A 21,790-nucleotide genomic window follows, 5' to 3' on the forward strand; every position below is an offset into this window, starting at 1 on the left:
CGGATTGCTGATGATCCAACGATGCGCATGACCGCTCGTCCAAGCCGTATGCGTAGGACGCCAAGCCCGCATTCCGAAGGTTCAATTCCCTCCACCTTCAATATGGGCGCAAGAACTTGCCGTTGCGCCGCAATGTTCCTATCCTCCCCTCGATCGCGCTAGGCGTCTCCGGCCGGGGCTGCTGTGCGGCTCGGCGGCGGATCTCGTGGAGGCGCCTCTTGGGTCGCTCCGGCTCTCACTAGCCGCCTGGTACCGGTCGTCCGGCGTTGACGCTGCGGCACCCCGATTGGTGCGTTCGCTGCCGGGTATCGGCAGAACGACCACTTGGCATCTATTCCGGACGAAGTCGGCCGATTGCTGGCGACCGGTCGGCCCGCACGCCGGCCAAGAGACGCGTTGCCGCGGCGATGCAGCTGGCGACCGAGCTCGGCATTGAGAATCAGAGGCCGCTGTCCAAATCCGAGGGCCTGATGCGACTGGCCAACGCCTACTCACAGGGAATCACCCGCGCCAAGCGTGACCGGCGCCGCTGTGGATTGAACTCGACCCCCGCGTCGCTTTCCCACGGGACGAACCACTCCGGCACGCACGTACCGGTGTTCCCGCGACCGTGATACCGACCATGGGCTCACCCCTTGCCATGCGGCAGGAAGCCGCTATCCTGCGCCGCATGCTTCGTGCCCTTCGCAACCTCGTACTGCTCGCCGCCGCGATCGTCTTTACGGCGTCCGGGGTCGGCTGGGGCTATGCGAACGCAAGCACCGTTTTGGGTAGCGGGGACACCGCCCACCACCGGGCGATGGCAGAGGCGCAAGGCGGGCATCGGCATGAGGCGCAACAAGCCTCCGATGGCCATCATCACGCCTCGGAGGCAGCCGATCCCTGCACGGACAAGGCGGCTTGCGGCGACGGTCATGCCCATGTCGGCGATGCGAGCTCGTGCTGCGCGGCGGCGTGCCATATGGCCATCCCGACCGCATTCCACGCGCCGTTGGTGACACTCCTTGTCCTCGGCAGGCAGGCCCTACCGCCCGACACCGACGGTATCCAGGCTTCGGTGATGCGGCTCGACCGGCCCCCGAAGCTCTCCAGCCCCCAGATCGGCTGATCCGTCTCGCGATTCGTCGAGGACGTATCGGACATGCTCGCCGCGGATGATCTTCGATCGTCCCGACCGAGCGGGTCCTGACGTCCATGGACCAAGGCCGTCCGCCCCCGGTTGCCCTGGCATCCGGCCTCGGTGGTCGGCAATCCTACGCTCCTCGACCGGTCCCTGACCCAGCCGACGGCAGGCCGCGGCCGCGCACTGCGCGCCCGCGCCCATAGCCCATCCGTTCCCGGCTGTAGAGCGGCGCCCCCGACGGGGCCGCACCCCGAGGTCATTCATGAAGTCATTGCTTCCGACGGCCCTCGCCGTCCTCGTCTCCGCATGTTCCGGTCCGCCGCCCATCACGAGCGGCCCGGATCCAGCCGACCCCTCGGTTGCCGTGCCCGCCGTCCGGTACGCTCCGGTGCTGGCGGGCGACGTCGACTACCGTCCTGTGCCGCCCCGCTCTTGGATCGAGCAGAACCAGGGCCTGGCGCCCGGCCAGGGAGGGCGGTGATGGCTCCGCTTCCTTCCGGGATGGTGCTCGCCATTCCACTGGCGCTGCTGCTGGGCGGCTGCGTCACCTTCACCCCCGACGGCGGCATGGCCCCCGTCGCCAGCCGGGTCTCGGGCGACATCGGCGGGCAGGTGGTGAAGATCACGTCCGAGGAAGAGGCCGCGACGGCGCGGGCACGCGTGTCCGCGCTTCTGTCCCGGCCCCTCGACGCCCGTGCGGCGCTCCAGGTCGCCCTCCTCAACAACCGGGGACTTCAGGCGCAGTACAACGCCCTCGGAATCTCCGAGGCCGCCTACGTGGCGGCGAGCCTTCCGCCCAATCCCAGCTTCGGGGTGGAGCGGCTGAACGGCGGCGGGGAGCTCGACGTGGAGCGGCGGCTGGTGGCGAACGTGCTCGCGCTCCTGACGCTCCCCGCCCGGAGCGAGATCGCCGGCTCCCAGTTCGAGGCTGCCCGCCAGCGGGCGGTCGAGGCGACCTTCAGAACCGCCGCCGAGGCACGTCGCGCCTATTACCGGGCCGTGGCGTCGCGCCAGGCGGAGGCATTCCTCGAGAAGGCTCGCCTCACGGCGGACGCGGCCGCCGATCTCACCGTCAAGCTGGGCGAGACGGGGGCGGCGACGAAGCTCGACCAGGCGAGGGCCAGCGCCTTCTACGCGGAGGTATCGAACGAGCTCGCCCGGGCACGCCTCAAGTCCGCGACGGACCGGGAGGCCCTGACCCGGCAGCTCGGCCTGTGGGGCAACGACGTCGGCTACAGGCTGCCGTCCCAGCTCCCGCGCCTGCCGGGGCGCATCCGGACCGAACCCCAGGTGGAGGTCGAGGCGGTCCTCAAGCGCACCGACCTCATCGCGGCTCGGCTCGAGCTCGATGCCATGGCGAAGTCCCTCGGCCTCACGCAGGCGACGCGCTTCGTCTCCCTGCTCGAGGGGGGATACCGCGGCAATTACCAGCGTGCGGACGGGGAGACCCTGCGTCCCCAGGGATTCGAGCTGGAGGTCCAGGTGCCGATCTTCGACCTCGGCGAGACCAACGTCCGCCGGGCGCAGGAGACCTACATGCAGGCGGCGAACCTCCTCATGGAGAAGGCGGTGAACGTCCGCTCCGAGGCACGGGCCGCCTACGTGACCTACCGGGCGAGCTACGACATCGCCCGCCAGTACCAGGCGAGGATCCTCCCCCTGCGCAAGACCATCAATGAGCAGGCGCTGCTGGAATACAACGGCATGCTCATCGACGTCTTCGAATTGCTCACCACGGAGCGGGAGAGCATCGACAGCAACGTCTCCGCCATCGGCGCCCAGCGCGACTTCTTCCTGGCGGAGGTGGATTTCCAGACGGCCATCATCGGCGGCGGTGCGGGAGGCGGGGAAACCGTTCTCGCCTCCGCGGCCGCCGGTGCCAGCGACTGATCGGAGACGAACCATGCCCGTTTCAAGACGAGGATTCCTCGGAGCCTCCGGCGCCCTGGCGCTGGTGAGCGCAGGCGCGGTCTCCGGCCGCGTCCAGGCGGCCTCCATTCCCGAGGCCGCCACCATGAAGGAGGCGACCATGCAGCCGCCTCTCTTCCCGACCACGGGTCCGGACTACCAGCCCGTGGTCACCCTCAATGGTTGGACCGCGCCATGGCGCATGAACGGTGACTGGAAGGAATTCCATCTTGTCGCCGAGCCCGTGGTGCGGGAGATCGCGCCGGGGATGGTGGCCCATCTGTGGGGCTACAACGGCCAGTCACCCGGCCCCACCATCGAGGCGGTGGAAGGCGACAAGGTGCGCATCTTCGTCACCAACAGGCTGCCGGAGCACACCACCATCCACTGGCACGGGCAGATCCTGCCAAACGGCATGGACGGGGTAGGCGGCCTCACCCAGCCCCACATCAAGCCGGGGAAGACCTTCGTCTACGAGTTCCAGCTCCGAAAGAGCGGGACCTTCATGTACCACCCCCATGCGGACGAGATGGTCCAGATGGCCATGGGCATGATGGGCTTCTTCGTGGTGCATCCGAAGGACCCGTCCTTCCGCCGCGTGGATCGGGACTTCGTCTTCCTCCTCAATGCCTACGACATCGAGCCCGGGGCCTACGTGCCCAAGGTCAACACGATGCTCGACTTCAACCTGTGGACCTGGAACAGCCGCGCCTTCCCCGGCATCGACCCGCTCGTGGTGGGAAAGGGCGACAAGGTCCGCATCCGGTTCGGCAACCTCACCATGACGAACCATCCCATCCACATGCACGGCTACGACTTTAAGGTCTCGTGCACGGATGGCGGATGGGTGCCGGAGGCGGCCGCCTGGCCGGAGGTGACCATCGACTGCGCGGTCGGCCAGATGCGTGCCTTCGACTTCGTGGCCGATCACGAGGGGGACTGGGCGATCCACTGCCACAAGTCCCACCACACCATGAACGCCATGGGCCACGACGTGCGCACGTACATCGGGGCCAACCTGAAGCAGGCGGCCGGCAAGATCCGCAAGCTCGTGCCCGACTACATGCCCATGGGCGCCAAGGGCATGGCGGACATGGGCGAAATGGAGATGCCGCTGCCCGACAACACCCTGCCCATGATGACCGGCTTCGCCCAGTTCGGCCCGGTGGAGATGGGCGGCATGTTCTCGGTGGTCAAGGTGCGCGAGGGCCTTGAGCGCAACGACTACAAGGACCCGGGCTGGTTCAAGAACCCGCCGGGCACCGTCGCGTTCGAGTGGACCGGCGAGAACAAGGCCGCCGAGCGCGCGCCCGCGCCCTCCTACGACCCCGCGCGGACCATCGAGGTCGACGTCGTCAAGCCCGGCGCCGGGCGGGCGGGCGGACACCAGCACTGACTTTCCCCATCCCAGGTTCAACGAGAGGACCAACCATGAAGATATACCTCATCGCCGCCGCCTTGCTTTCGGCGGTCGTGTCCACCGCTCCCGCCTTCGCCGACGCAGGGCATGCCCATGGCGAGGAGCGCGCTTATGGCGAGCCGGGAAATCCGAAGCAGCCGTCCCGCGTGATTCAGGTCGTCATGAGCGAGGCGGACGGGAAGATGCAGTTCATCCCGAACAAGATCGAGATCAAGACCGGAGAGCAGGTCCGGTTCGTGCTTCGCAACAACGGCGATCTCGATCACGAGATCGTCCTCGCGACGCTTCAGGACAACCTCAAGCACGCCGAGGAGATGCGCAAGAACCCCGACATGGAGCACGACGATCCCAACGCCAAGCGCCTGATGCCGAAGAAGACGGGCGAGATCGTCTGGAAATTCACGAAAGCGGGAACCTTCGATTTCTCCTGCCTCATCCCGGGCCACCGAGAAGCCGGGATGTTCGGCACCATCATCGTCAAGTGATCCAACCAAGGAGACCCATCATGCGCAAGCTGTTGCTGTCCGCAGCATTCCTGCTCACGACCGCCGCGGCGTTCGCCCAGGCTGCTCCCGTGAGCGGTGAGGTGACCAAGGTCGACGAGGCGCAAGGCAAGATCACCCTGAAGCACGCCGCCATCCCGAACCTGGACATGGACGCCATGACCATGGTGTTCGCCGCCGGCGATCCGGCGATGCTCAAGGCCGTGAAGGCGGGCGACAAGGTCACGTTCGAGGCCGACCGGGTCAACGGACGGCTCACCGTCACCAAGATCCAGAAGGCGAAGTGATTCGAACACCCGCGGGGCGGGAGACCGCCCCGCGGGCAACCAAGATCGATCCAGCGGACGGGACACGGACTATGCCGCGTTCCTGATCCGCGGACGCAACGGCGGAAGGAGACCCCCTCATGGCAATCAGGCAGATCATCCTGGCAACGACGCTGGTCGCGCTTTCGACCGCGCCAGCGTTGTCCGATCCGTATTCGTCGCGGCTCTCGCAGAAGGAGAAGGCGCGTCACGAATTCCGCGATGTTCAGCGTTCGGCCATACCAGTGCGTCGGCTATGCAGTGATGTGGCCGCGCCGCACGGTGCGACCGACGTCAGTCCCGCGGGCGCTACAGGGCGGAGGCCGACCATCAATCCGTAGCGCGACTTGATCGATCCATCGGCCATGTTCCATCGGACCCACCATGCAGAGCCATAGTGCGGATCGACGACAGACGGAGGTCCGCACGAAATGCGTGCCAAAGCTCGACAAGCTTCAACGCGGCGTTCGTGCGGCGGCTGGGGTACTCGCACGGATATTCGCTTCGACGTATTCGACCGGACTGGCAGTGCGGCATTGGAATATAGACTTAGATCAACTCCTGCTGGAGAGACCACCTAAGTAATCCTCCCGGAGGAAGGGCGATCTGCCTTGCGCCCCGCGCGATGGAAAGCGAGGCTGACGATACGGACAGCGACATCATGATCGAGCCAAAGCAGCCAATTTCCCCTGCGCACGTGCCATGGTTCGTTTCCGCGCCCGGCCAGCCCGACATCCTGATGATAGTGATGGGCATATTCCTGGTGCTCTTCACGTTTATTTTGGGCCTACTGGTGCTGCGCTTGCACCATTTGCCAGAGCATATCGCTCACAAAGGACAAAAATTTCAGTACGAGATTGTCGCGGTCTTATGCCTCCTTGCGATGTTCACCCACCAAAATATTCTTTGGGTCGCCGCCTTGCTGCTGGCGATGATTGACCTTCCTGATTTCAGTAGCTTGTTTGCAAGGATAGCGCAGTCCCTTGAGCGCATCGCCCAGAGAAGGCGACCGAGGCAGCAACGGCCTTCCGAGACGGCTGACACTGAACCCCGGTGAGGCCCGCGACAATCAACTTGCTACCAAACTGCTGTCCCGTGCGGGTGATGGGCGGCTATTGTCTCGACATGGTCACTGGCCGGGTCAAGCTGCCCGGCCCATCTGCGCTAACGATGGCGTGCTTCCCTGCGGCTATGACCTGCCGGACTCGGGATGGTTGCCGGCACCTCCGACCAAGATTCGTGACATCCAAAGCTTGATCTATATCATTTAATAGATAATATATTATCCCTTAATTCCGCCGGAGGAAGACAATGGATATCATGTCATCCCTAAAGCTCGAGTCGCCTGGCGGTGTGCTGAGGGGCGTCGCGCGCCGAGCCCGAGACAAGCGGCTCGAGATGAACCTGACTCAGGTCGGATTGGCGGAACGGAGCGGGGTGAGCCTCGGCACCCTAAAGCTATTCGAGAGAAGCGGAGTCATTTCCCTTGCCAGCTTGATCAAGATCGCATTCGCGCTCGATTCCGAAACCGGCTTTGCGGGATTGTTCCCTGCCCGCGAACCAATCACCATCGAGGATGTGATCGAGAAGCCGAAACGAGCGAGGGGGCGTCGGACGTGAAGTCGACTCAATTCACTACGGTCTCCACACTGAAGGTCACACTTGAGGTGGGAGACACCCCTCGCCCCGTCGGAAGGCTTGCGTGGGGCACGGCACAACGCAGGGCATTTTTCGAGTACGATCCCGACTTCATCGTAGATCCCTTGCCAATCTCTCCATTCAACTTGCCGGTCAAGCCGGAGGTACATGCCGCGCCACGCGAACCCTTCCAAGGCCTCCATGGGGTTTTCAACGACAGTCTGCCCGATGGCTGGGGGCGCAAGCTGCTCGATAGGTCGCTCGCCAGGAGAAGCCTGGATTTCACTGCATTGACCCCGCTCGACCGTCTGGCCTTTGTAGGTTCCGGTGGCATGGGGGCGTTATGCTATGCGCCCGAGTTCGATGGAGACGAGAAAGACCGCGGTTCCCATGACCTCGACTGGTTCGCGGAGCAATCGGAACTCGTGATGGCCGATGTCAGCACATCGGAGATCGATGTGCTACGGGGCGCCCAGGGCGGATCGGGCGGAGCGAGGCCGAAGATAAACGTCGGCATCGGTCCGGATGATTCCATCCGACCGGATTACGGCGAGGAAATGCCTCCGGCCTACACCCGATGGATCGTGAAGTTTCGCGGAGCCGAGGATGGCAATGAAATCGGGACCGAGGAGTACGCCTATGCCGTGATGGCGGATGCCGCGGGAATTTCCATGCCGGAGACCCGACTCATCGAAACGCTCTCCGGTGGGCGCTACTTCGCCGCTCGGCGGTTCGACAGGACCCCCCTAGGACGTGTCCACGTCCAGACGGCGAGCGCGCTGGTCAACGCCGACCACCGCTCGCCGAGCCTGGACTACATCACGCTGCACAAGATCGTCCTGGTCCTGACGCGGGATCAACGAGAGCTCTCGGAGATGTTCAGGCGCATGACCTTCAACGTGTTCGCGAGGAATAGGGACGATCACGCCAAGAACCACGCATTCCGGATGGATGAACAAGGTTCCTGGACCCTGACACCAGCCTATGACCTCACCTTTTCACCAGGTGCGGGAGGTGAGCACAACCTGGACATCGCGGGCGAGGGTCGGAATCCGCGCGAGCGCGACATTCTTCGTGTTGCGGAGACGATGTCTATCGAAGAGTCCGTGGCTCGAAGCATCATCGACGAGGTTCGTGAGGCCATCGATCGCTGGCCCGAGTTCGCCGACGTCGCCAAGGTGCCCAGATCAAGGGCAACGGAGATCGGCCGAGCCTTAGGCGTGCAAGGCACGCCGAAACCCCGGCGTGGCCCATGATGGGTCGCACCGCCTCGACGATCTTTCACGTCTCATTCCAGCGATGTCGTCCGCAATCTCAGGGCGTTGGCGATGACGCTGACCGAGGAGAGCGCCATGGCGAGGGCTGCGATGATGGGCGAGAGCAGCAAGCCGAAGGCGGGATAGAGCACTCCGGCTGCGATCGGCACTCCGGCCGCATTGTAGATGAAGGCGAAGAATAGGTTCTGGCGGATGTTGCCCATGGTGGCGCGGCTGAGCTGACGCGCGCGCACGATCCCCTGGAGGTCACCCTTCAGGAGCGTCACGCCCGCGCTCTCGATCGCCACATCCGTGCCCGTGCCCATGGCGATGCCCACGTCGGCGGCGGCCAACGCCGGGGCATCGTTCACGCCGTCGCCCGCCATGGCGACGATCCTGCCCTCCTTCCGCAACCTCGCGACCACCTTCGCCTTGTCTTCGGGAAGGATCTCGGCCTCGACCTCCTCGATGCCAAGCCTGCGGGCGACCGCCTGCGCGGTCGTCCTGTTGTCGCCGGTCAGCATGACGACGCGGATGCCCGCGCCGCGGAGCGCCGCGACGGCGGCTGGCGTCGTCGCCTTGATGGGGTCGGCGATGGCGACGAGACCGCCGAGGCGCCCGTCGACCGAGACGAAGATCACGGTCGCGCCTTCGCCGCGCAGCGCCTCGGCCTCCCCTGTGAGGGAAGAGAGGTCGACGCCCTCCTCGGACATGATGCGGTGGCTGCCGATGACCAGCCTGCGCCCGTCGACCTTGCCCGTCACGCCCTTGCCGACGGGGCTGTCGAAGTCCTCGGCGGTGCCGAGCGCGAGATTGCGTTCCAGCGCGGCGGCGACGATGGCGGCGGCCAGGGGATGCTCGCTCGCTCGTTCCAACGTCGCAGCGAGGCGCAGCAACTCCGCCTCGTCCATCCCTTCTGCAGCCTTCAGGGCCGTGACCTTGGGCTTGCCCTCGGTGAGGGTTCCGGTCTTGTCGACCACCAGCGTGTCGATCCTCTCGAAGCGTTCCAGAGCCTCGGCATTCTTGATGAGGACGCCGAGACCGGCGCCCCGGCCGACGCCGACCATGATGGACATGGGCGTCGCGAGACCGAGGGCGCAGGGACAGGCGATGATCAGGACCGCAACGGCGGCGATCAGCCCATGGGCGAAGCGCGGCACGGGTCCCCAGATGCCCCACGCGGCGAAGGCGAGGATGGCGATGGCGATCACCACCGGCACGAACCAGCCGGACACCTCGTCGGCGAGCCTCTGGATCGGCGCGCGGGAACGCTGGGCCTCCGCCACCATGTGGACGATCTGGGCCAGCATCGTGTCCCGCCCGACGCGGCCTGCCCGCATGACGAAACCGCCGGTCTGGTTGAGCGTGCCGCCGATGAGCTTTGCCCCGGCCTCCTTGGTGACCGGCATGGATTCGCCGGTGATCATGGACTCGTCCACGGAGCTGCGGCCCTCGACCAGGTCCCCGTCCACGGGGACCTTCTCCCCGGGACGAACCCGGAGGCGGTCGCCGACGGCGACCACGTCCAGCGAGACGTCCTCGTCGGAGCCGTCGTCCCGCACGCGGCGAGCGGTCTTGGGAGCGAGGTCGAGCAGGGCGCGGATGGCGCCGCCCGTCTGCTCTCGGGCACGCAGCTCCAGGACCTGGCCGAGCAGCACCAGGACGGTGATGACGGCGGCCGCCTCGAAGTAGATGGCGACGGATCCGTCGGCGGCGCGGAACGTATCCGGGAAGGCCTGAGGCACGGCGGTCGCCACCACGCTGTAGATCCAGGCCACCCCCGTTCCCATGGCGATCAGCGTGAACATGTTGAGATGGCGCGTTACGAGGGAGCGCCCAGCCCGAACGAAGAACGGCCAGCCTGCCCACAGCACCACCGGGGTCGCCAGCACAAGCTGGATCCAGTTAGCGGCCTTGGCGCCGAGCAGCATGTGGAGGTTGGTGAGGTGCCCGCCCATCTCCAGCGCGAGGACCGGCACGGTGAGGACGAGGCCGATCCAGAACCGTCTCGTCATGTCCACGAGTTCGGCGCTCGGACCGGTCTCCTGTGTCGCCACCTCGGGCTCCAGCGCCATGCCGCAGATCGGGCAGTTGCCGGGACCGATCTGCCGGATCTGCGGATGCATGGGACAGGTGTAGATCACACCCTCGGGCTTGTTCCCGTCCGCCTTGGGAGCGGGCCCCTCGGCGACGTAGGCCGAAGGGTTCGCCTCGAACTTCGCCTGGCAGCCCGCCGAGCAGAAGTAATGGGTCGTCCCGTGGTGAGTAGCGCGGTGGGTGGCGGTCGCCGGATCCACCTCCATACCGCAGACCGGATCCTTCACGAGAGAGGCATGCGACCCGTCCGTGCCTGCGTGGGAATGCGTGCCATGGTCGTGGTGGTGGGCATGGCCCGAATGGGCGTGCGGTTCAGTCATGGGAGGGAGCTCCGGGATGGTGGGGCTTCGGGCCGGATGCGATGCCGATCCGAGGGATGAACGCCGGCACGGCGCGCGCGTAGGCGTCCCATGCGGGGCCGAATTCGGCCCTGGAGGCGTTCTCCTCCCGCCGGGCGAGGCGGACGTAGACCCACACCAGGATCGGGAACATGGCGAGGGTCACGAGGGTCGGCCACTGCATGAGGAAGCCGAACATGATGACGACGAAGGCCACGTACTGCGGATGGCGGACATGGGCGTACGCGCCTGTGGTCGCCAGCCGATGTTCCCGCTGGGCCGCATGGAGCACGTGCCAGCTCGTGGCGAGCAGCCAGAACCCGGCGAAGATCAGGACGTCGCTGAGGATGTGGAACGGGCCGAAGTGCGGGTTCACGCGCCACCCGAACATCGTCTCGAGCAGGTGTCCCGCATCGTGCGAGAGGAAGTCCACCCCGGGGAACTGCCGCCCGAGCCATCCCGACAGCAGGTAGATCGTCAGGGGGAAGCCGTACATCTCGGTGAACAGCGCGACGACGAAGGCGGAGAAGGCGCCGAGCGACCGCCAGTCCAAGGAGGTGCGCAGCCGGACGAAGCTTGCGGCGAACAGGATGAATACCGCGGAGTTGATGATCACCAGGCCCCAGAGGCCATAGGCGGGAGATCCGTTCATCGCGGGCCTCCCTCTGGACGGCTCGGAGGGGCTCCTGCGCCGTGGTCGTGCCGGCCGCCGTGACCGTGATGCATGAACAGGTGCATCAGGGGACATGCGAGGAGCAGCAGGAACGGCAGGTAGCCCAGGACATGGGCGCGGTGCTCGGAAAACAGCAGGAACGCCGCGATGAGGAGGAAGCCGATGGCGACGAGGCCTCCCCTGGATCGCCAGAAGCCGCCCGACGGGCGATCGGCTGGCCGACCCCGGTCGTCGTTGGCGGCGGCGAGATGATCTGCGTCATGGTGCATGGACATGGTCGGATTCTCCAAGATGGGTCGGGCCGGCGCCCGCGGCGGGAAGCCGCTCCGCGGGCGCCGCCGGGTTCACATCAGGCCCATCGGCATGGGCATGAGGAGCTGGTCGGCGGTGCGCTTCTGGGCGTCGTCGAGGGAGGAGTAGAGCGGGTCGAGCGCCGTCCTCACCTTGCGCAGGGCTTCGAGGCGCGCGGCGAGCATGCGTTCGTGCGCCTCGATCCGTTTCGGGAGGGTCGCGGCCGTGGCGCCTTGCCCGGACATCATCTGCTCCTGCATGGCGGACATCATTCCTGTCATGCCCCGGGCATTGGAACGGAGCGCCTCGGCGAACGCATACCACAGCGGCTGCTGCGCGGCGGTGATGCCGAGCTCGGCCCGGAGGAAGGCGATCCGCCCCTCGATGCGGGCCGGTGCCATCATCTGGCCCATCATGCCCGTGCCACCCATCATGCCCATCATCCCGCTTCCCATTCCGCCTTGCTGCGGATCCTGGGCGGGGGGCGCAGCCGAAGGCAGCGGCATCGGGGCGGCGGATTGGGGCGCGGGCAATGGCGCGGCTGCCGGATGGTGCGCATCTTCGGCGTGGACGGACATCGACGCGATCAGGGCCGCGCCCAGGGCACCGGCCGTCATCAGATTGCGGAACGTGGTCATGGTGTGCTTGCTCCTGTCATTGCGCGGCCGAAGCCGCTCGTTCTTCGCTGAAGGCTTCCGTCATTTCCGGCGCGGGGGAGGCGCTCGCTACGGTTCCCGCTTCAGGGGGTGCCGGAGACGGGTGGACCGTGTTCAAACTCGGGAACAGGGCCGATCGTCCGTAGGTGGTGTCGAAGATCCGCTCGAAGGCGGAATCGCGCAGCCTTCGAGCGGATGCGATGGCTTCGGCGGCATCGGCGATGAAGCCAGCCTCGCGGACCCTGAAGGGATTGTCCGGTGCCGCCGGATGACGGTGAGCGGCGATCCCGTCCGCCAGAAGATGGATGCCGCGCATCCAGGGCAGAAAGCCCTCGGACAGGAGATACCGGCTGGCGCGCATCGGGTGCAGCCATTCGAGGGCCGCGGCGGACCATGGCGTCGTGAACGCACGGACCCATGGGCTGGCGAACGTGCGGTAGAATTTCTCGTTGACTTCGGAAAGCTGGCGCACGCGCTGGAAGGCATCGTCCGCCCGCGCGAAGCGGATGTCGGAGACCTGCCGCTCCTCGAAGCGCACCTCGAAGGCATCGGCCGAGCAGTCCGGATCGCCCGTCGGATTGTCGATCCGCATCTCGTAGAGACCGGGAGGCAGGGCCTCGATCCGGGGAAGGCTTTGGAGGATCGCCCGGTGCTCGAGACGGGCGACCTTGGCGGAGACGAAGATGCCAAGGTGCCCGACGTGAGAGTTGACGAGGTAGACGATGCGCTGGCCCGCCGCCTTCAAGTCCGGCGTATCGGCGTAGACGGCGGGTATCCAGCCAAGGGCCTGATGTGGCGGCGTGATGTTGTCGCCGTAGGAGGCGAAGATCACGACGGGGTTGCGGATGCGCCGGAGGTCGGCGTGGCACCCATCGCAGATCCGAAGCCGTCCCTGCTCCAGCCGGTCGCCCACGAACAGGTTCTCGACGATGGCGAGGATCTCCTCCCGCGAGAGGAAGAAGAACCCGTTCCACCATCGCTCGAAATCCAGGAACCGCTGGCGCTCCGTGTCCACCGCGACGTAGAGGTTCGCGTGCTTCTCCCAGACGGACTCCGGCTTGAGGCCCTCGAAGTTCTGAACCAGCCAGGCGCCGTCGAACCGGCCGTCGCCGAGATCGGCGAGCAGATGCGTAAGCCAGGTGCCACCCTCGAACCCGGCCGCGATCCGCATCGGGTTCACGCCGGGCTCGCCTGCCCAATAGGACAGAGGGGTGCCGTTGAGGATCGTGGGGCCGGTCAGCCCGGCGCAGTCGGCGGCGAGGAGCGTCACCGCCCATCCGGCCTGGCAGTTGCCGTAGAGGATCGGTGCGCTGCCGGGATGGCGCTTCGCCACCTCTTCCACGAACCGCCGCAGCGCATGGAGCACGTCGGCAAGCGTCTGCCCGGGCATGGGCTCCGGCGTGAAGGCGACGAAATAGACCGGATGGCCCTGGTGCAAGGCGACGCCGACTTCCGACTCCCGCTTGAAGCCGCCGATGCCGGGGCCGTGCCCGGCACGGGGATCGAGGATCACCACAGGGGGCTTGGACGGGTCGAGGCAGTCGTCCAGGCAATCGTCCCCGGCGTGGGTCACCCGAAGGAGCAGGTAGTTGACGGGCCGCTCGAACCGCCGTGCATCTGCCAGGACCTCGTGGTCGAAGTCGAGAAGCGGCGGCTTGCCTGCCCGCTCGTGCGCCAGCATGTTGTCCGCCCGCTGCCGCAGCGTGTCCCAGAACAGGACCGATCTCTCACCCGCATCGGCGGCATAGGCGAAGAGGTCGCGGAAGACGGTACCGGGATCGGAAACCGCCGGGTTGTCCGGCCGTCCGGCATCACCGGCCGCAGTCGGCGGCATCGGGTAGGGAACGACGTCCGAACGGGGGGAGGTTTGGATGGTCATGGTGTCCTCCCGCCGTCACGACGCGTAGTCGACGAAAGCCATCATGCCCGCCGCCATGTGGTAGAGGTGATGGCAGTGAAGGGGCCAATGGCCCTCATTGTCCGCGTCGAAGGCGATCGTCACGGATGTCATCGGCGGCACCAGGACGGTGTCCCGCACCGCGCCGCCAACCGCCTTGCCGCCGATGCCGACCACCTGGAAGTGATGCCCGTGCAGGTGCATCGGATGGGCCATCATGGTGGCGTTGGCGAGCGTGACCTCGATGCGCTCGCCCCGACGGACGCGGAGCCCGTCGGCCCCGTCGATGCTCCAGCGATACCCTTCCATCGTCCCGGCGAGGGTGAGGGCAACGCGCCGGTCGGCCGCCGGGCTCGGAAGCGGCGCAAGCGGTCGCAGACGTCCCTCGAGGGCGAGATCGAGGACGGGTCCGTTGGTCCCGCCCTTGATGGGGACCTTGGCGATCACGGCGCCCGGAGCGGCGAGGATGAGGCCCGTGCGTTCGAGGGCGCCTTCCCGCAAGGCCAGGATCGGGTGGGCGCTTCCCGCCGGAACCTGGAGGCGGATGTCGAGCCGCTGGCCCATGGCGATCGGGAAGGCATTGCCTGTCACCGGCTGCACCTCCTGCCCGTCCACCGCGACGAGGTCGCCCGTCAGCGCCCCGGTCTGGATGGTGAAGGCGGTGGCGGTGGCGCCATTGATGATGCGCAGCCGCACCCGCCCGCCGCGTTCGATACGGACCACCTCGGGGTCGTCCAGGGTTCGGTCATTGGCGAGATAGGCGTCGTACTCGATGTCGTTGAGGTCCATGGCGGCGGCCGCCAGGCCTCCGCCAGGCATCATTCCGGCCATGCCGGAGCCCATCCCCGCATGGGTTATGCCTCCGCCCATGCCGGGCATGGACATCGCGCCATGGGCGGAGGACGTGCTCCGCTGCAGGCGCGTCAGGATCTCCTCGGCTGGCGTGAAGGAGAAGTCGTGGAGAAGGATCACGACCTCCTGCTCGTCCCGGCTTCGGTCGGCCTCTGTGCGGACGATCAGCGGCGCCGCCAGGAGGTTCTGTTCCTGGAGCGTGTGAGCATGCATCCACTGCGTGCCGCCGCGCCCGGTGAGCAGGGCGTAGCGGCGCGCGGCGCCTGCGGCCAGGAGAGAGGCCGGATTGTCCGGCACCCCGTCCTGATCCCAGGGAGGGGTGAGGCCATGCCAGTGGATGAGGGTCGGGCTGCCAATCTCGTTGGAGAGCGACAGGTCCAGGGTCCGTTCCGCATCGACCGTGAGGCCGCTGTTCGCTCCGGCCGTGAGGCCGAAGACGCGGGCGGCCTTTCCGTTGACCTCGATGGTGCGGGTGACGGCACGGAGCGCAAGGGTATCGGCGCCCGGAACGGGTATGGTTTGGGTCTGGCCGGCGCCGAGGGCCGGGAACGCCCGGCTCGCGCCAAGCGCGGCAGCCCCGACCGCGAGACGGCCGAGAAAATCACGACGTTTCATTCTGATATGCTCGTTTCCTGTCGGCGTGCGGCCGACATCAATCCAAGGGACGCCCGAGGGCAGTCCCGACAGCTATGGAAGAGGCAGCTTCAGATCGGGAAACGAGGGGGGTGGAGACCGGGCGGGACGGCGAGGCCGGGGAAAACGCGGTCAGACGGCAGGGGATGATGGCCAAGAGACTTCAAGTGCTGGATCGCCGTATCCGTGCTTCCGATGGCAATGCCCCAGATGCTGGAGGCCAACTCGCAGCATGCACCATGGTCGGTCATCTGCGCCGTACCGTCGTGCTCGTCATGGTGATCGGCGACCGCAGCGCCGTGGCCGTCCGCGATCGTGGCGTGCTGGGCATCCTCGGCGTGATCGTGGCATTGTACCGGCATCGCCTGGGCCAGCGGGGCGAGCAGCATCGCCGCCGCGACCAGCACGGCCGACAGCAACCTTACGTGCCCGATCGCTTGCCTGAAGCGGATCATGTGCCTAGCTCACCCAAAGTGAATACTACATCATTCTGGTGCAGCTCGAAACGCACCACCTTGATCGGGATCAACGGGCTCGTTCGGGAGTGCAGATTACCGCTCTTTCCCGGCCGGACGCGGTGACGCGGAATTCCAGGGACCACGTCCTCCGCGGAGATCGGATTTGGTCCACGCAAGGATGTGATGGAGCGCCTCACTTCCATTTGCCTGCCGCCTGTGAGACCTTCCGGCCATGTCCGGGTCCCTTCTCCGTCGTCTGCTTGCGATCCTGGTGATCGTGGGGCTCACTGCCGGGCCGTTCGCCGCATCCGCGGCGGTCGGTCCGATGGAGCCGTCGCCTGCGGCGATGTCGATGTCGATGACCGACGAGGCCATGGCGGGCGACATGCCGTGCTGCCCGGACGAGAAGCCGGTGCTGCCCGACTGCCAGAAGCTCTGCCCACTGATGATGTCCTGCCTCGCCAAGTGCTTCCAGCCGGGGCCGTCGGCATCGGCCACGGATAGGTTGGCGCTTCGCCTGACGGACATCATCGGACTGCGGGATGAGGCTCTTCCATCGGGCCTGGCCGCCGAACCCCCGCCAAGGCCTCCGCGAACCTGACACCATCGTCGGCTCCCGCCGGGAGCCGGAGAGCGCGCGTGGCTTAAGCCGCGCGGCACGAATGCGCAGCTATGCGGCACCCAGCTGCCGCTCCTGCGCGTCCTCACGATGATTCAGGAAACCGGAAAATGACTTCCTTCCGCATGAAGCGGCCCCTCTTTTCGGGGCTCGCGGCCCTTGCCGTATCCGTCACCACGTCCTCGGCGTGGGCGGACCCCCAGGACTACCAGTTCCAGCTCGTCCAGACCGAGGTGAAGGTCGGCGATGGCGCGATCGTCGCCGTCCGGCTCATCGACAAGAAGTCGGGCAAGGCGGTGCCTGATGCCGTCATCTTCGCCAAGCGCATCGACATGGCGCCCGACGGCATGGAGATGATGGCCTCGCCCATCGAGCAGGTGTCCTCCACCGAGCCGGGCGTCTACCGCTTCAAGACCAAGCTTTCCATGGAAGGCGGCTGGCGGCTGTCGCTCGGCGCAAAAGTCCAGGGCGAGACCGGGACGGTCGAGGACAAGCTGGTCCTGAAGGCCGTGCCGTGACACGGACCGCCCTTGCGGGCCTCACCCTCGTCGCCATCGTGGCGGCGGGGGCCGGAGGCTATTGGGTCGGGCAGCACGGCGTCGTGCTCCCCGGTTCCTCCATCCCCCCGCCCGCTTCGATGAATGCAGCGGGGCAAACGCTCACAGTCGCTTCGGGTCCCATCATCTATTACCGGGACCCCGACGGCCGCCCGGCCTATTCGCTCGATCCCCGCAAGACCGACGACGGGCGGGACTTCCTGCCCGTCCGGGCGAGCGAGGACGTGAGCTTCGAGGACCGTCCACCCGTCCCGGCGCTATCGGCGGCCGACGCCACGCCGAAGAAGATCCTCTACTACCGCAATCCCATGGGCCTGCCGGATACCTCGCTCGTGCCCAAGAAGGATTCCATGGGGATGGACTACATCCCGGTCCATGAGGGCGAGGACGAAGACGGATCGATCGTAAAGATCGCGCTGGGCAAGTTGCAGCGGACGGGCGTGCGGTCGGAGACGGCATCCGAGCGCGCGATCCTGCGCCGGGTGCGCGTGCCCGGAACCGTGCAGCCGGACGAGCGCAGCGTCTCGGTCGTGGCGGTTCCAGCGGATTCCTTCGTCGGCATCGTGGAGAAGGTCACCACGGGCGACAAGGTCCGCAAGGGCCAGCCCCTGCTGGAGCTGCGCTCCGCCGATATCGCCACCGCCGCCGTCCAGCTCCTGATCACCCCTGGCTATGAAGGTTCCCACCGCCGCCTTGCGAACCTCGGCGTCCCGGAGGAGGTGATCGCGGAGATCGAGCGGACGCGAAAGGTGCCGCCGGCGTTCCGCTGGCCCGCGCCGCGCGATGGGGTGGTGCTGGAGCGCAACGCTACCGAAGGAATGAGGATGTCGGCGGGAGAGGTCCTGTTCCGCATCGCCGACCTCTCCACGGTCTGGGTGCTGGCCGACGTGCCCGAATACGACCTCGCCAGCATCGCACCCGGCCAATCCGCAACCGTCCGCATCCGCAGCCTGCCGGGCCGGACGTTCGAGGGGCGCGTGGCCCTCATCTATCCCCAGGTGGCGAAGGAAACGCGGACCACCAAGGTTCGGATCGAGATCCCCAATCCGGACGGCGTGCTGCGCCCGGACATGTATGCCGACGTCGAGATCGCGGCGGGCAGCGGCAGCCTAGTGGTGGCTGTCCCCGACAGCGCGGTGATCGACACCGGCACGCGCCAGGTGGTGATCTTGGACAAAGGCGATGGCCGTTTCGAGCCGCGCGACGTGACGACCGGGCTTCAGGGCGACGGCTACACCGAGATCCGCACCGGGATCGCGTCAGGTGACCGGGTGGTCGTCTCCGCGAATTTCCTGATCGATGCCGAAAGCAACCTGAAGGCCGCGCTCCGCGGCATGGCAAAGGCGGAGGAAACGCCATGATCGCCCGGCTCATCGCCTGGTCCGCGCGCAATCTCGTCCTGATCCTCGTCGGCACCGTCTTCGCCGTTGCGGCTGGCATCTACGCGGTCAGGACCCTGCCGCTCGACGCCATCCCGGACCTCTCCGATGTCCAGGTGATAGTCTACACCGACTATCCCGGCCAAGCGCCGCAGGTGGTGGAGGACCAGGTCACCTATCCCCTCACCACGGCCATGCTCACCGTGCCCAAATCGAAGGTGGTGCGCGGCTTCTCCTTCTTCGGCGCCTCCTTCGTATATGTCATCTTCGAGGACGGCACCGATCCCTATTGGGCGCGCAGCCGTGTGCTCGAATATCTCAACACGGCAGCCCAGCGCCTACCCTCCGGCATCACCCCGAGCCTCGGCCCGGACGCAACGGGCGTGGGCTGGGTCTATCAGTATGCAGTGATTGCCAAGGACATGACCCTGGCAGAGCTCCGCTCGCTCCAGGACTGGGTGATCCGGTTCGCCGCCTCCAAGGCCGAGGGCGTCGCGGAAGTGGCGAGCGTCGGCGGCTTCGTCAAGCAATACAACATCGTCGTTGATCCGCTGCGGCTACGCGCGCAGGGCATCTCGCTGGCGATGCTGCGTGATGCCGTGCGCGCCAGCAATCGTGACGTGGGCGGGCGCACGCTGGAGCTCTCCGAGTTCGAGTTCATGGTGCGCGGCCGCGGTTACATCCGCTCGACGACCGATATTGAGGACATCGTCCTGAAGTCGGACGGGGGCGTTCCGCTGCGCCTCAGAGACGTGGCGCGGGTGGAAATCGGTCCCGACGAGCGGCGCGGCATCGCCGAGCTCAACGGCGAGGGCGAGGTGGCGAGCGGCATCGTCCTGCAGCGCTTCGGCGCCAACGCCCTCACGGTGATCGACAACGTAAAGCAGCGTCTCAGGGAGATTGCGGGCAGCCTGCCGAAGGGGGCCGAGATTGTGCCCGTCTACGACCGCTCGAACCTCATCGGCGCGGCGATCGACACCCTGACGCGCACGCTAGTGGAGGAGAGCATCATCGTCGCGCTGGTCTGCATCGTCTTCCTCCTGCACCTGCGCAGCGCGCTCGTCGCCATCCTCATGCTGCCGGTCGGCATCCTCATGGCCTTCGCCGCCATGAAGCTGGTGGGCATCGGATCGAACATCATGAGCCTCGGCGGCATCGCCATCGCCGTGGGCGCCATGATCGATGCGGCCATCGTCATGATCGAGAACGCCCACAAGCACCTGGAGCGCGCGCCGCCGGGCAAATCCCGCATCGACATCCTGGTGGAGGCCGCGAGCGAGGTCGGTCCGGCGCTGTTCTTCAGCCTGCTGGTCATCACCGTCTCCTTCCTGCCCATCTTCACCCTGGAATCGCAGGAGGGGCGGCTGTTCGGCCCGCTCGCCTTCACCAAGACCTTCGCCATGGCGGCGGCGGCCCTGCTGTCGATTACGCTGGTGCCAGCCCTGATGGTGATCTTCGTCCGTGGCCGGATCATCCCCGAGCACCGCAATCCCGTGAACCGCTTCCTGATCTGGATCTATCGCCCCGTCATCCGCGGCGTGCTCCGGGCGAAGACGCTCACCATCCTCCTTGCCCTCGCGGCCCTGGCCGTCACCGTCTGGCCCGCGCGCCAGCTCGGCTCCGAGTTCATGCCGAGTCTCGACGAGGGTACGCTGCTCTACATGCCCACCACCCTGCCGGGGATCTCCGTCACCAAGGCCGGGGAACTTCTCCAGATGCAGGACCGCATCATCAAGACGTTCCCGGAGGTGGACACCGTCTACGGCAAGGCGGGGCGCGCCCTGACCGCCACCGACCCGGCGCCGACCGAGATGTTCGAGACCATCATCAACCTGAAGCCGAAGGACCAGTGGCGCCCCGGCGTCACCCTCGACAGCCTGAAGGCGGAGATGGACAAGGCACTCCAGTTCCCGGGGGTCTCGAACGCCTGGACCATGCCGATCCGCGCCCGCATCGATATGCTCTCCACCGGCATCCGCACGCCCGTCGGCGTGAAGGTGTTCGGCACCGACCTCGCCGAGATGGAGAAGATCGCACGCCAAATCGAGGCCGTGCTGAGGACCGTGCCGGGCACCTCCAGTGCCTATGCCGAGCGGGTGATCGGCGGCTATTACCTCGACATCGTCCCGGACCGCTCGGCGCTCGGCCGCTACGGCCTCGCCGTCGGCGACGTGCAGGACGTGATCGCCACCGCTCTGGGCGGAGAGACCGTCACCACGACGGTCGAGGGGCGGGAGCGCTACGGGGTCAACATCCGCTACCCGCGCGACCTGCGCTCGAGCCCGCGTGCCATCGCCACCGAGGTCCAGGTTGCGCTTCCCGGCGGCGGATCCGTCCCGCTCGGCGAGGTGGCGAGGGTGGAGCTCACGCGCGGCGCCACCTCGATCCGCACCGAGAACGGCCAACTCGCCGTCTACATCTACGTGGACATCGCGGGCCGCGACCTCGGCGGCTACGTGGCCGACGCGCAGAAGGCGGTGGCCGCGTCCGTGGCTCTACCGCCGGGCACATCCCTCGGCTGGAGCGGACAGTTCGAATATCTGCAGCGGGCCGAGGCCCGGATGCAGATCGTCGTCCCCGTCACGCTGCTCATCATCTTCCTGCTGCTGTATCTCAACTTCCGGCGCCTGACCGAGACGCTGATCGTCATGCTCTCGCTGCCCTTCTCCCTCGTGGGCGGCGTATGGCTGATGTGGTGGCTCGGCTTCAACATGTCGGTCGCGGTGGCGGTGGGTTTCATCGCCCTCGCCGGGGTCGCCGCGGAAACCGGCGTCGTCATGCTGATCTATCTCGACCAGGCCTTGGGAGAGGTTCGGGAGAAGCGCACGCGGGAGGGACGCCCCTTCACCCGCGCCGACCTTCACGAGGCCATCATGCTCGGCGCCGTGGAGCGGGTGCGTCCGAAGATGATGACCGTCATCGCCATCATGGCGGGGCTCGTGCCCATCCTGTGGAGCACCGGCACCGGCTCGGAGGTGATGCAGCGCATCGCCGTGCCGATGATCGGCGGCATGGTGTCCTCCACGCTGCTCACCCTGGTGGTGATCCCGGCCATCTACGCCCTCGTGAAGGGCTGGCAGTTGCCCAGGGAGGTGGAGGCCGCTGCGCGGGTGCGCGATCCCGCGCTCGGCGCTGCGGAATGAAGGGCGGAGAACATGATGTCCGACATGATGAATGGAGGGATGAT

The 21,790-nt window shown here is 66.7% G+C and carries 20 protein-coding genes; 13 read left to right on the forward strand and 7 right to left on the reverse strand.

Features of this window, described 5'->3' with window-relative positions; translation table 11 throughout:
• Positions 1-622: 622 nt before the first annotated feature.
• The 9 genes from V5F84_RS22510 to V5F84_RS22550 all read left to right on the forward strand — a co-directional run bounded on the left by V5F84_RS22510 (position 623) and on the right by V5F84_RS22550 (position 8,153).
• Positions 623-1,108 carry a hypothetical protein gene (locus V5F84_RS22510; protein ID WP_394044428.1) on the forward strand — a complete coding sequence of 162 codons (486 nt, stop codon included), beginning with the start codon at positions 623-625 and terminating at the stop codon, positions 1,106-1,108.
• A 495-nt stretch (positions 1,109-1,603) separates the two neighbouring features.
• Complete coding sequence (locus V5F84_RS22515) at positions 1,604-3,013, forward strand: TolC family protein (protein WP_394044426.1); 1,410 nt, start codon at positions 1,604-1,606, stop codon at positions 3,011-3,013.
• 13 nt (positions 3,014-3,026) lie between these two features.
• Positions 3,027-4,427, forward strand: a complete 1,401-nt coding sequence (locus tag V5F84_RS22520; RefSeq protein ID WP_132034824.1) for a multicopper oxidase family protein — start codon at positions 3,027-3,029, stop codon at positions 4,425-4,427.
• Between the two features lie 35 nt (positions 4,428-4,462).
• Positions 4,463-4,936 (forward strand): cupredoxin domain-containing protein, encoded by a 474-nt coding sequence (locus V5F84_RS22525; protein ID WP_132034826.1) that lies wholly within the window; start codon positions 4,463-4,465, stop codon positions 4,934-4,936.
• 20 nt (positions 4,937-4,956) lie between these two features.
• Positions 4,957-5,241, forward strand: a complete 285-nt coding sequence (locus V5F84_RS22530; protein ID WP_132034828.1) for a copper-binding protein — start codon at positions 4,957-4,959, stop codon at positions 5,239-5,241.
• A 119-nt stretch (positions 5,242-5,360) separates the two neighbouring features.
• The gene (locus V5F84_RS22535; protein ID WP_132034830.1) at positions 5,361-5,600 is read left to right on the forward strand and encodes a hypothetical protein; all 240 of its coding nucleotides are present in this window, start codon (positions 5,361-5,363) and stop codon (positions 5,598-5,600) included.
• A 320-nt stretch (positions 5,601-5,920) separates the two neighbouring features.
• Entirely contained in the window at positions 5,921-6,316 is a 396-nt protein-coding gene (locus tag V5F84_RS22540; protein WP_165933833.1) for a hypothetical protein, read from the forward strand.
• Between the two features lie 254 nt (positions 6,317-6,570).
• Complete coding sequence (locus tag V5F84_RS22545) at positions 6,571-6,879, forward strand: helix-turn-helix domain-containing protein (protein WP_245504813.1); 309 nt, start codon at positions 6,571-6,573, stop codon at positions 6,877-6,879.
• Positions 6,876-8,153, forward strand: a complete 1,278-nt coding sequence (locus V5F84_RS22550; RefSeq protein ID WP_394044422.1) for a type II toxin-antitoxin system HipA family toxin — start codon at positions 6,876-6,878, stop codon at positions 8,151-8,153. The genes V5F84_RS22545 and V5F84_RS22550 overlap by 4 nt, the downstream gene beginning before the upstream one ends.
• A 32-nt stretch (positions 8,154-8,185) precedes the next feature.
• On the opposite strand, the gene V5F84_RS22555 is transcribed toward V5F84_RS22550, so the two are convergent.
• From V5F84_RS22555 to V5F84_RS22585, 7 genes are all read right to left on the reverse strand, one after another.
• A complete protein-coding gene (locus tag V5F84_RS22555) occupies positions 8,186-10,570 on the reverse strand; it encodes a heavy metal translocating P-type ATPase (protein ID WP_132034832.1) in 2,385 nt (794 codons plus the stop codon).
• Entirely contained in the window at positions 10,563-11,240 is a 678-nt protein-coding gene (locus V5F84_RS22560; protein WP_132034834.1) for a methyltransferase family protein, read from the reverse strand. Before V5F84_RS22560 ends, V5F84_RS22555 begins: the two co-directional genes overlap by 8 nt.
• Positions 11,237-11,530 (reverse strand): DUF2933 domain-containing protein, encoded by a 294-nt coding sequence (locus tag V5F84_RS22565; protein WP_509277237.1) that lies wholly within the window; start codon positions 11,528-11,530, stop codon positions 11,237-11,239. The genes V5F84_RS22560 and V5F84_RS22565 overlap by 4 nt, the downstream gene beginning before the upstream one ends.
• Positions 11,531-11,605: 75 nt before the next feature.
• On the reverse strand, positions 11,606-12,190 hold the full coding sequence (locus tag V5F84_RS22570; RefSeq protein WP_132034838.1) for a Spy/CpxP family protein refolding chaperone: 585 nt from the start codon (positions 12,188-12,190) through the stop codon (positions 11,606-11,608).
• Between the two features lie 16 nt (positions 12,191-12,206).
• Positions 12,207-14,087, reverse strand: coding sequence for a DUF3141 domain-containing protein (locus V5F84_RS22575; RefSeq protein WP_132034840.1), 1,881 nt, complete (start codon positions 14,085-14,087; stop codon positions 12,207-12,209).
• Between the two features lie 15 nt (positions 14,088-14,102).
• On the reverse strand, positions 14,103-15,572 hold the full coding sequence (locus tag V5F84_RS22580; protein WP_132034842.1) for a multicopper oxidase family protein: 1,470 nt from the start codon (positions 15,570-15,572) through the stop codon (positions 14,103-14,105).
• An 89-nt stretch (positions 15,573-15,661) separates the two neighbouring features.
• On the reverse strand, positions 15,662-16,045 hold the full coding sequence (locus tag V5F84_RS22585) for a hypothetical protein (protein WP_132034844.1): 384 nt from the start codon (positions 16,043-16,045) through the stop codon (positions 15,662-15,664).
• A 235-nt stretch (positions 16,046-16,280) separates the two neighbouring features.
• On the opposite strand from V5F84_RS22585, the gene V5F84_RS22590 reads away from it, so the two are divergent.
• The 4 genes from V5F84_RS22590 (at position 16,281) to V5F84_RS22605 (ending at position 21,746) form a co-directional block, all read left to right on the forward strand.
• Entirely contained in the window at positions 16,281-16,649 is a 369-nt protein-coding gene (locus V5F84_RS22590) for a hypothetical protein (protein ID WP_132034846.1), read from the forward strand.
• A 128-nt stretch (positions 16,650-16,777) separates the two neighbouring features.
• Positions 16,778-17,185: a FixH family protein gene (locus tag V5F84_RS22595; RefSeq protein ID WP_132034848.1), complete on the forward strand. Its 408-nt coding sequence runs from the start codon at positions 16,778-16,780 to the stop codon at positions 17,183-17,185.
• Entirely contained in the window at positions 17,182-18,585 is a 1,404-nt protein-coding gene (locus tag V5F84_RS22600; protein WP_394044417.1) for an efflux RND transporter periplasmic adaptor subunit, read from the forward strand. Before V5F84_RS22595 ends, V5F84_RS22600 begins: the two co-directional genes overlap by 4 nt.
• On the forward strand, positions 18,582-21,746 hold the full coding sequence (locus V5F84_RS22605; protein ID WP_394044415.1) for an efflux RND transporter permease subunit: 3,165 nt from the start codon (positions 18,582-18,584) through the stop codon (positions 21,744-21,746). The genes V5F84_RS22600 and V5F84_RS22605 overlap by 4 nt, the downstream gene beginning before the upstream one ends.
• The last annotated feature ends 44 nt before the right edge of the window (positions 21,747-21,790 follow it).

It is taken from the genome of Roseixanthobacter liquoris (assembly GCF_043195135.2).
Classification (GTDB): domain Bacteria; phylum Pseudomonadota; class Alphaproteobacteria; order Rhizobiales; family Xanthobacteraceae; genus NCEH01.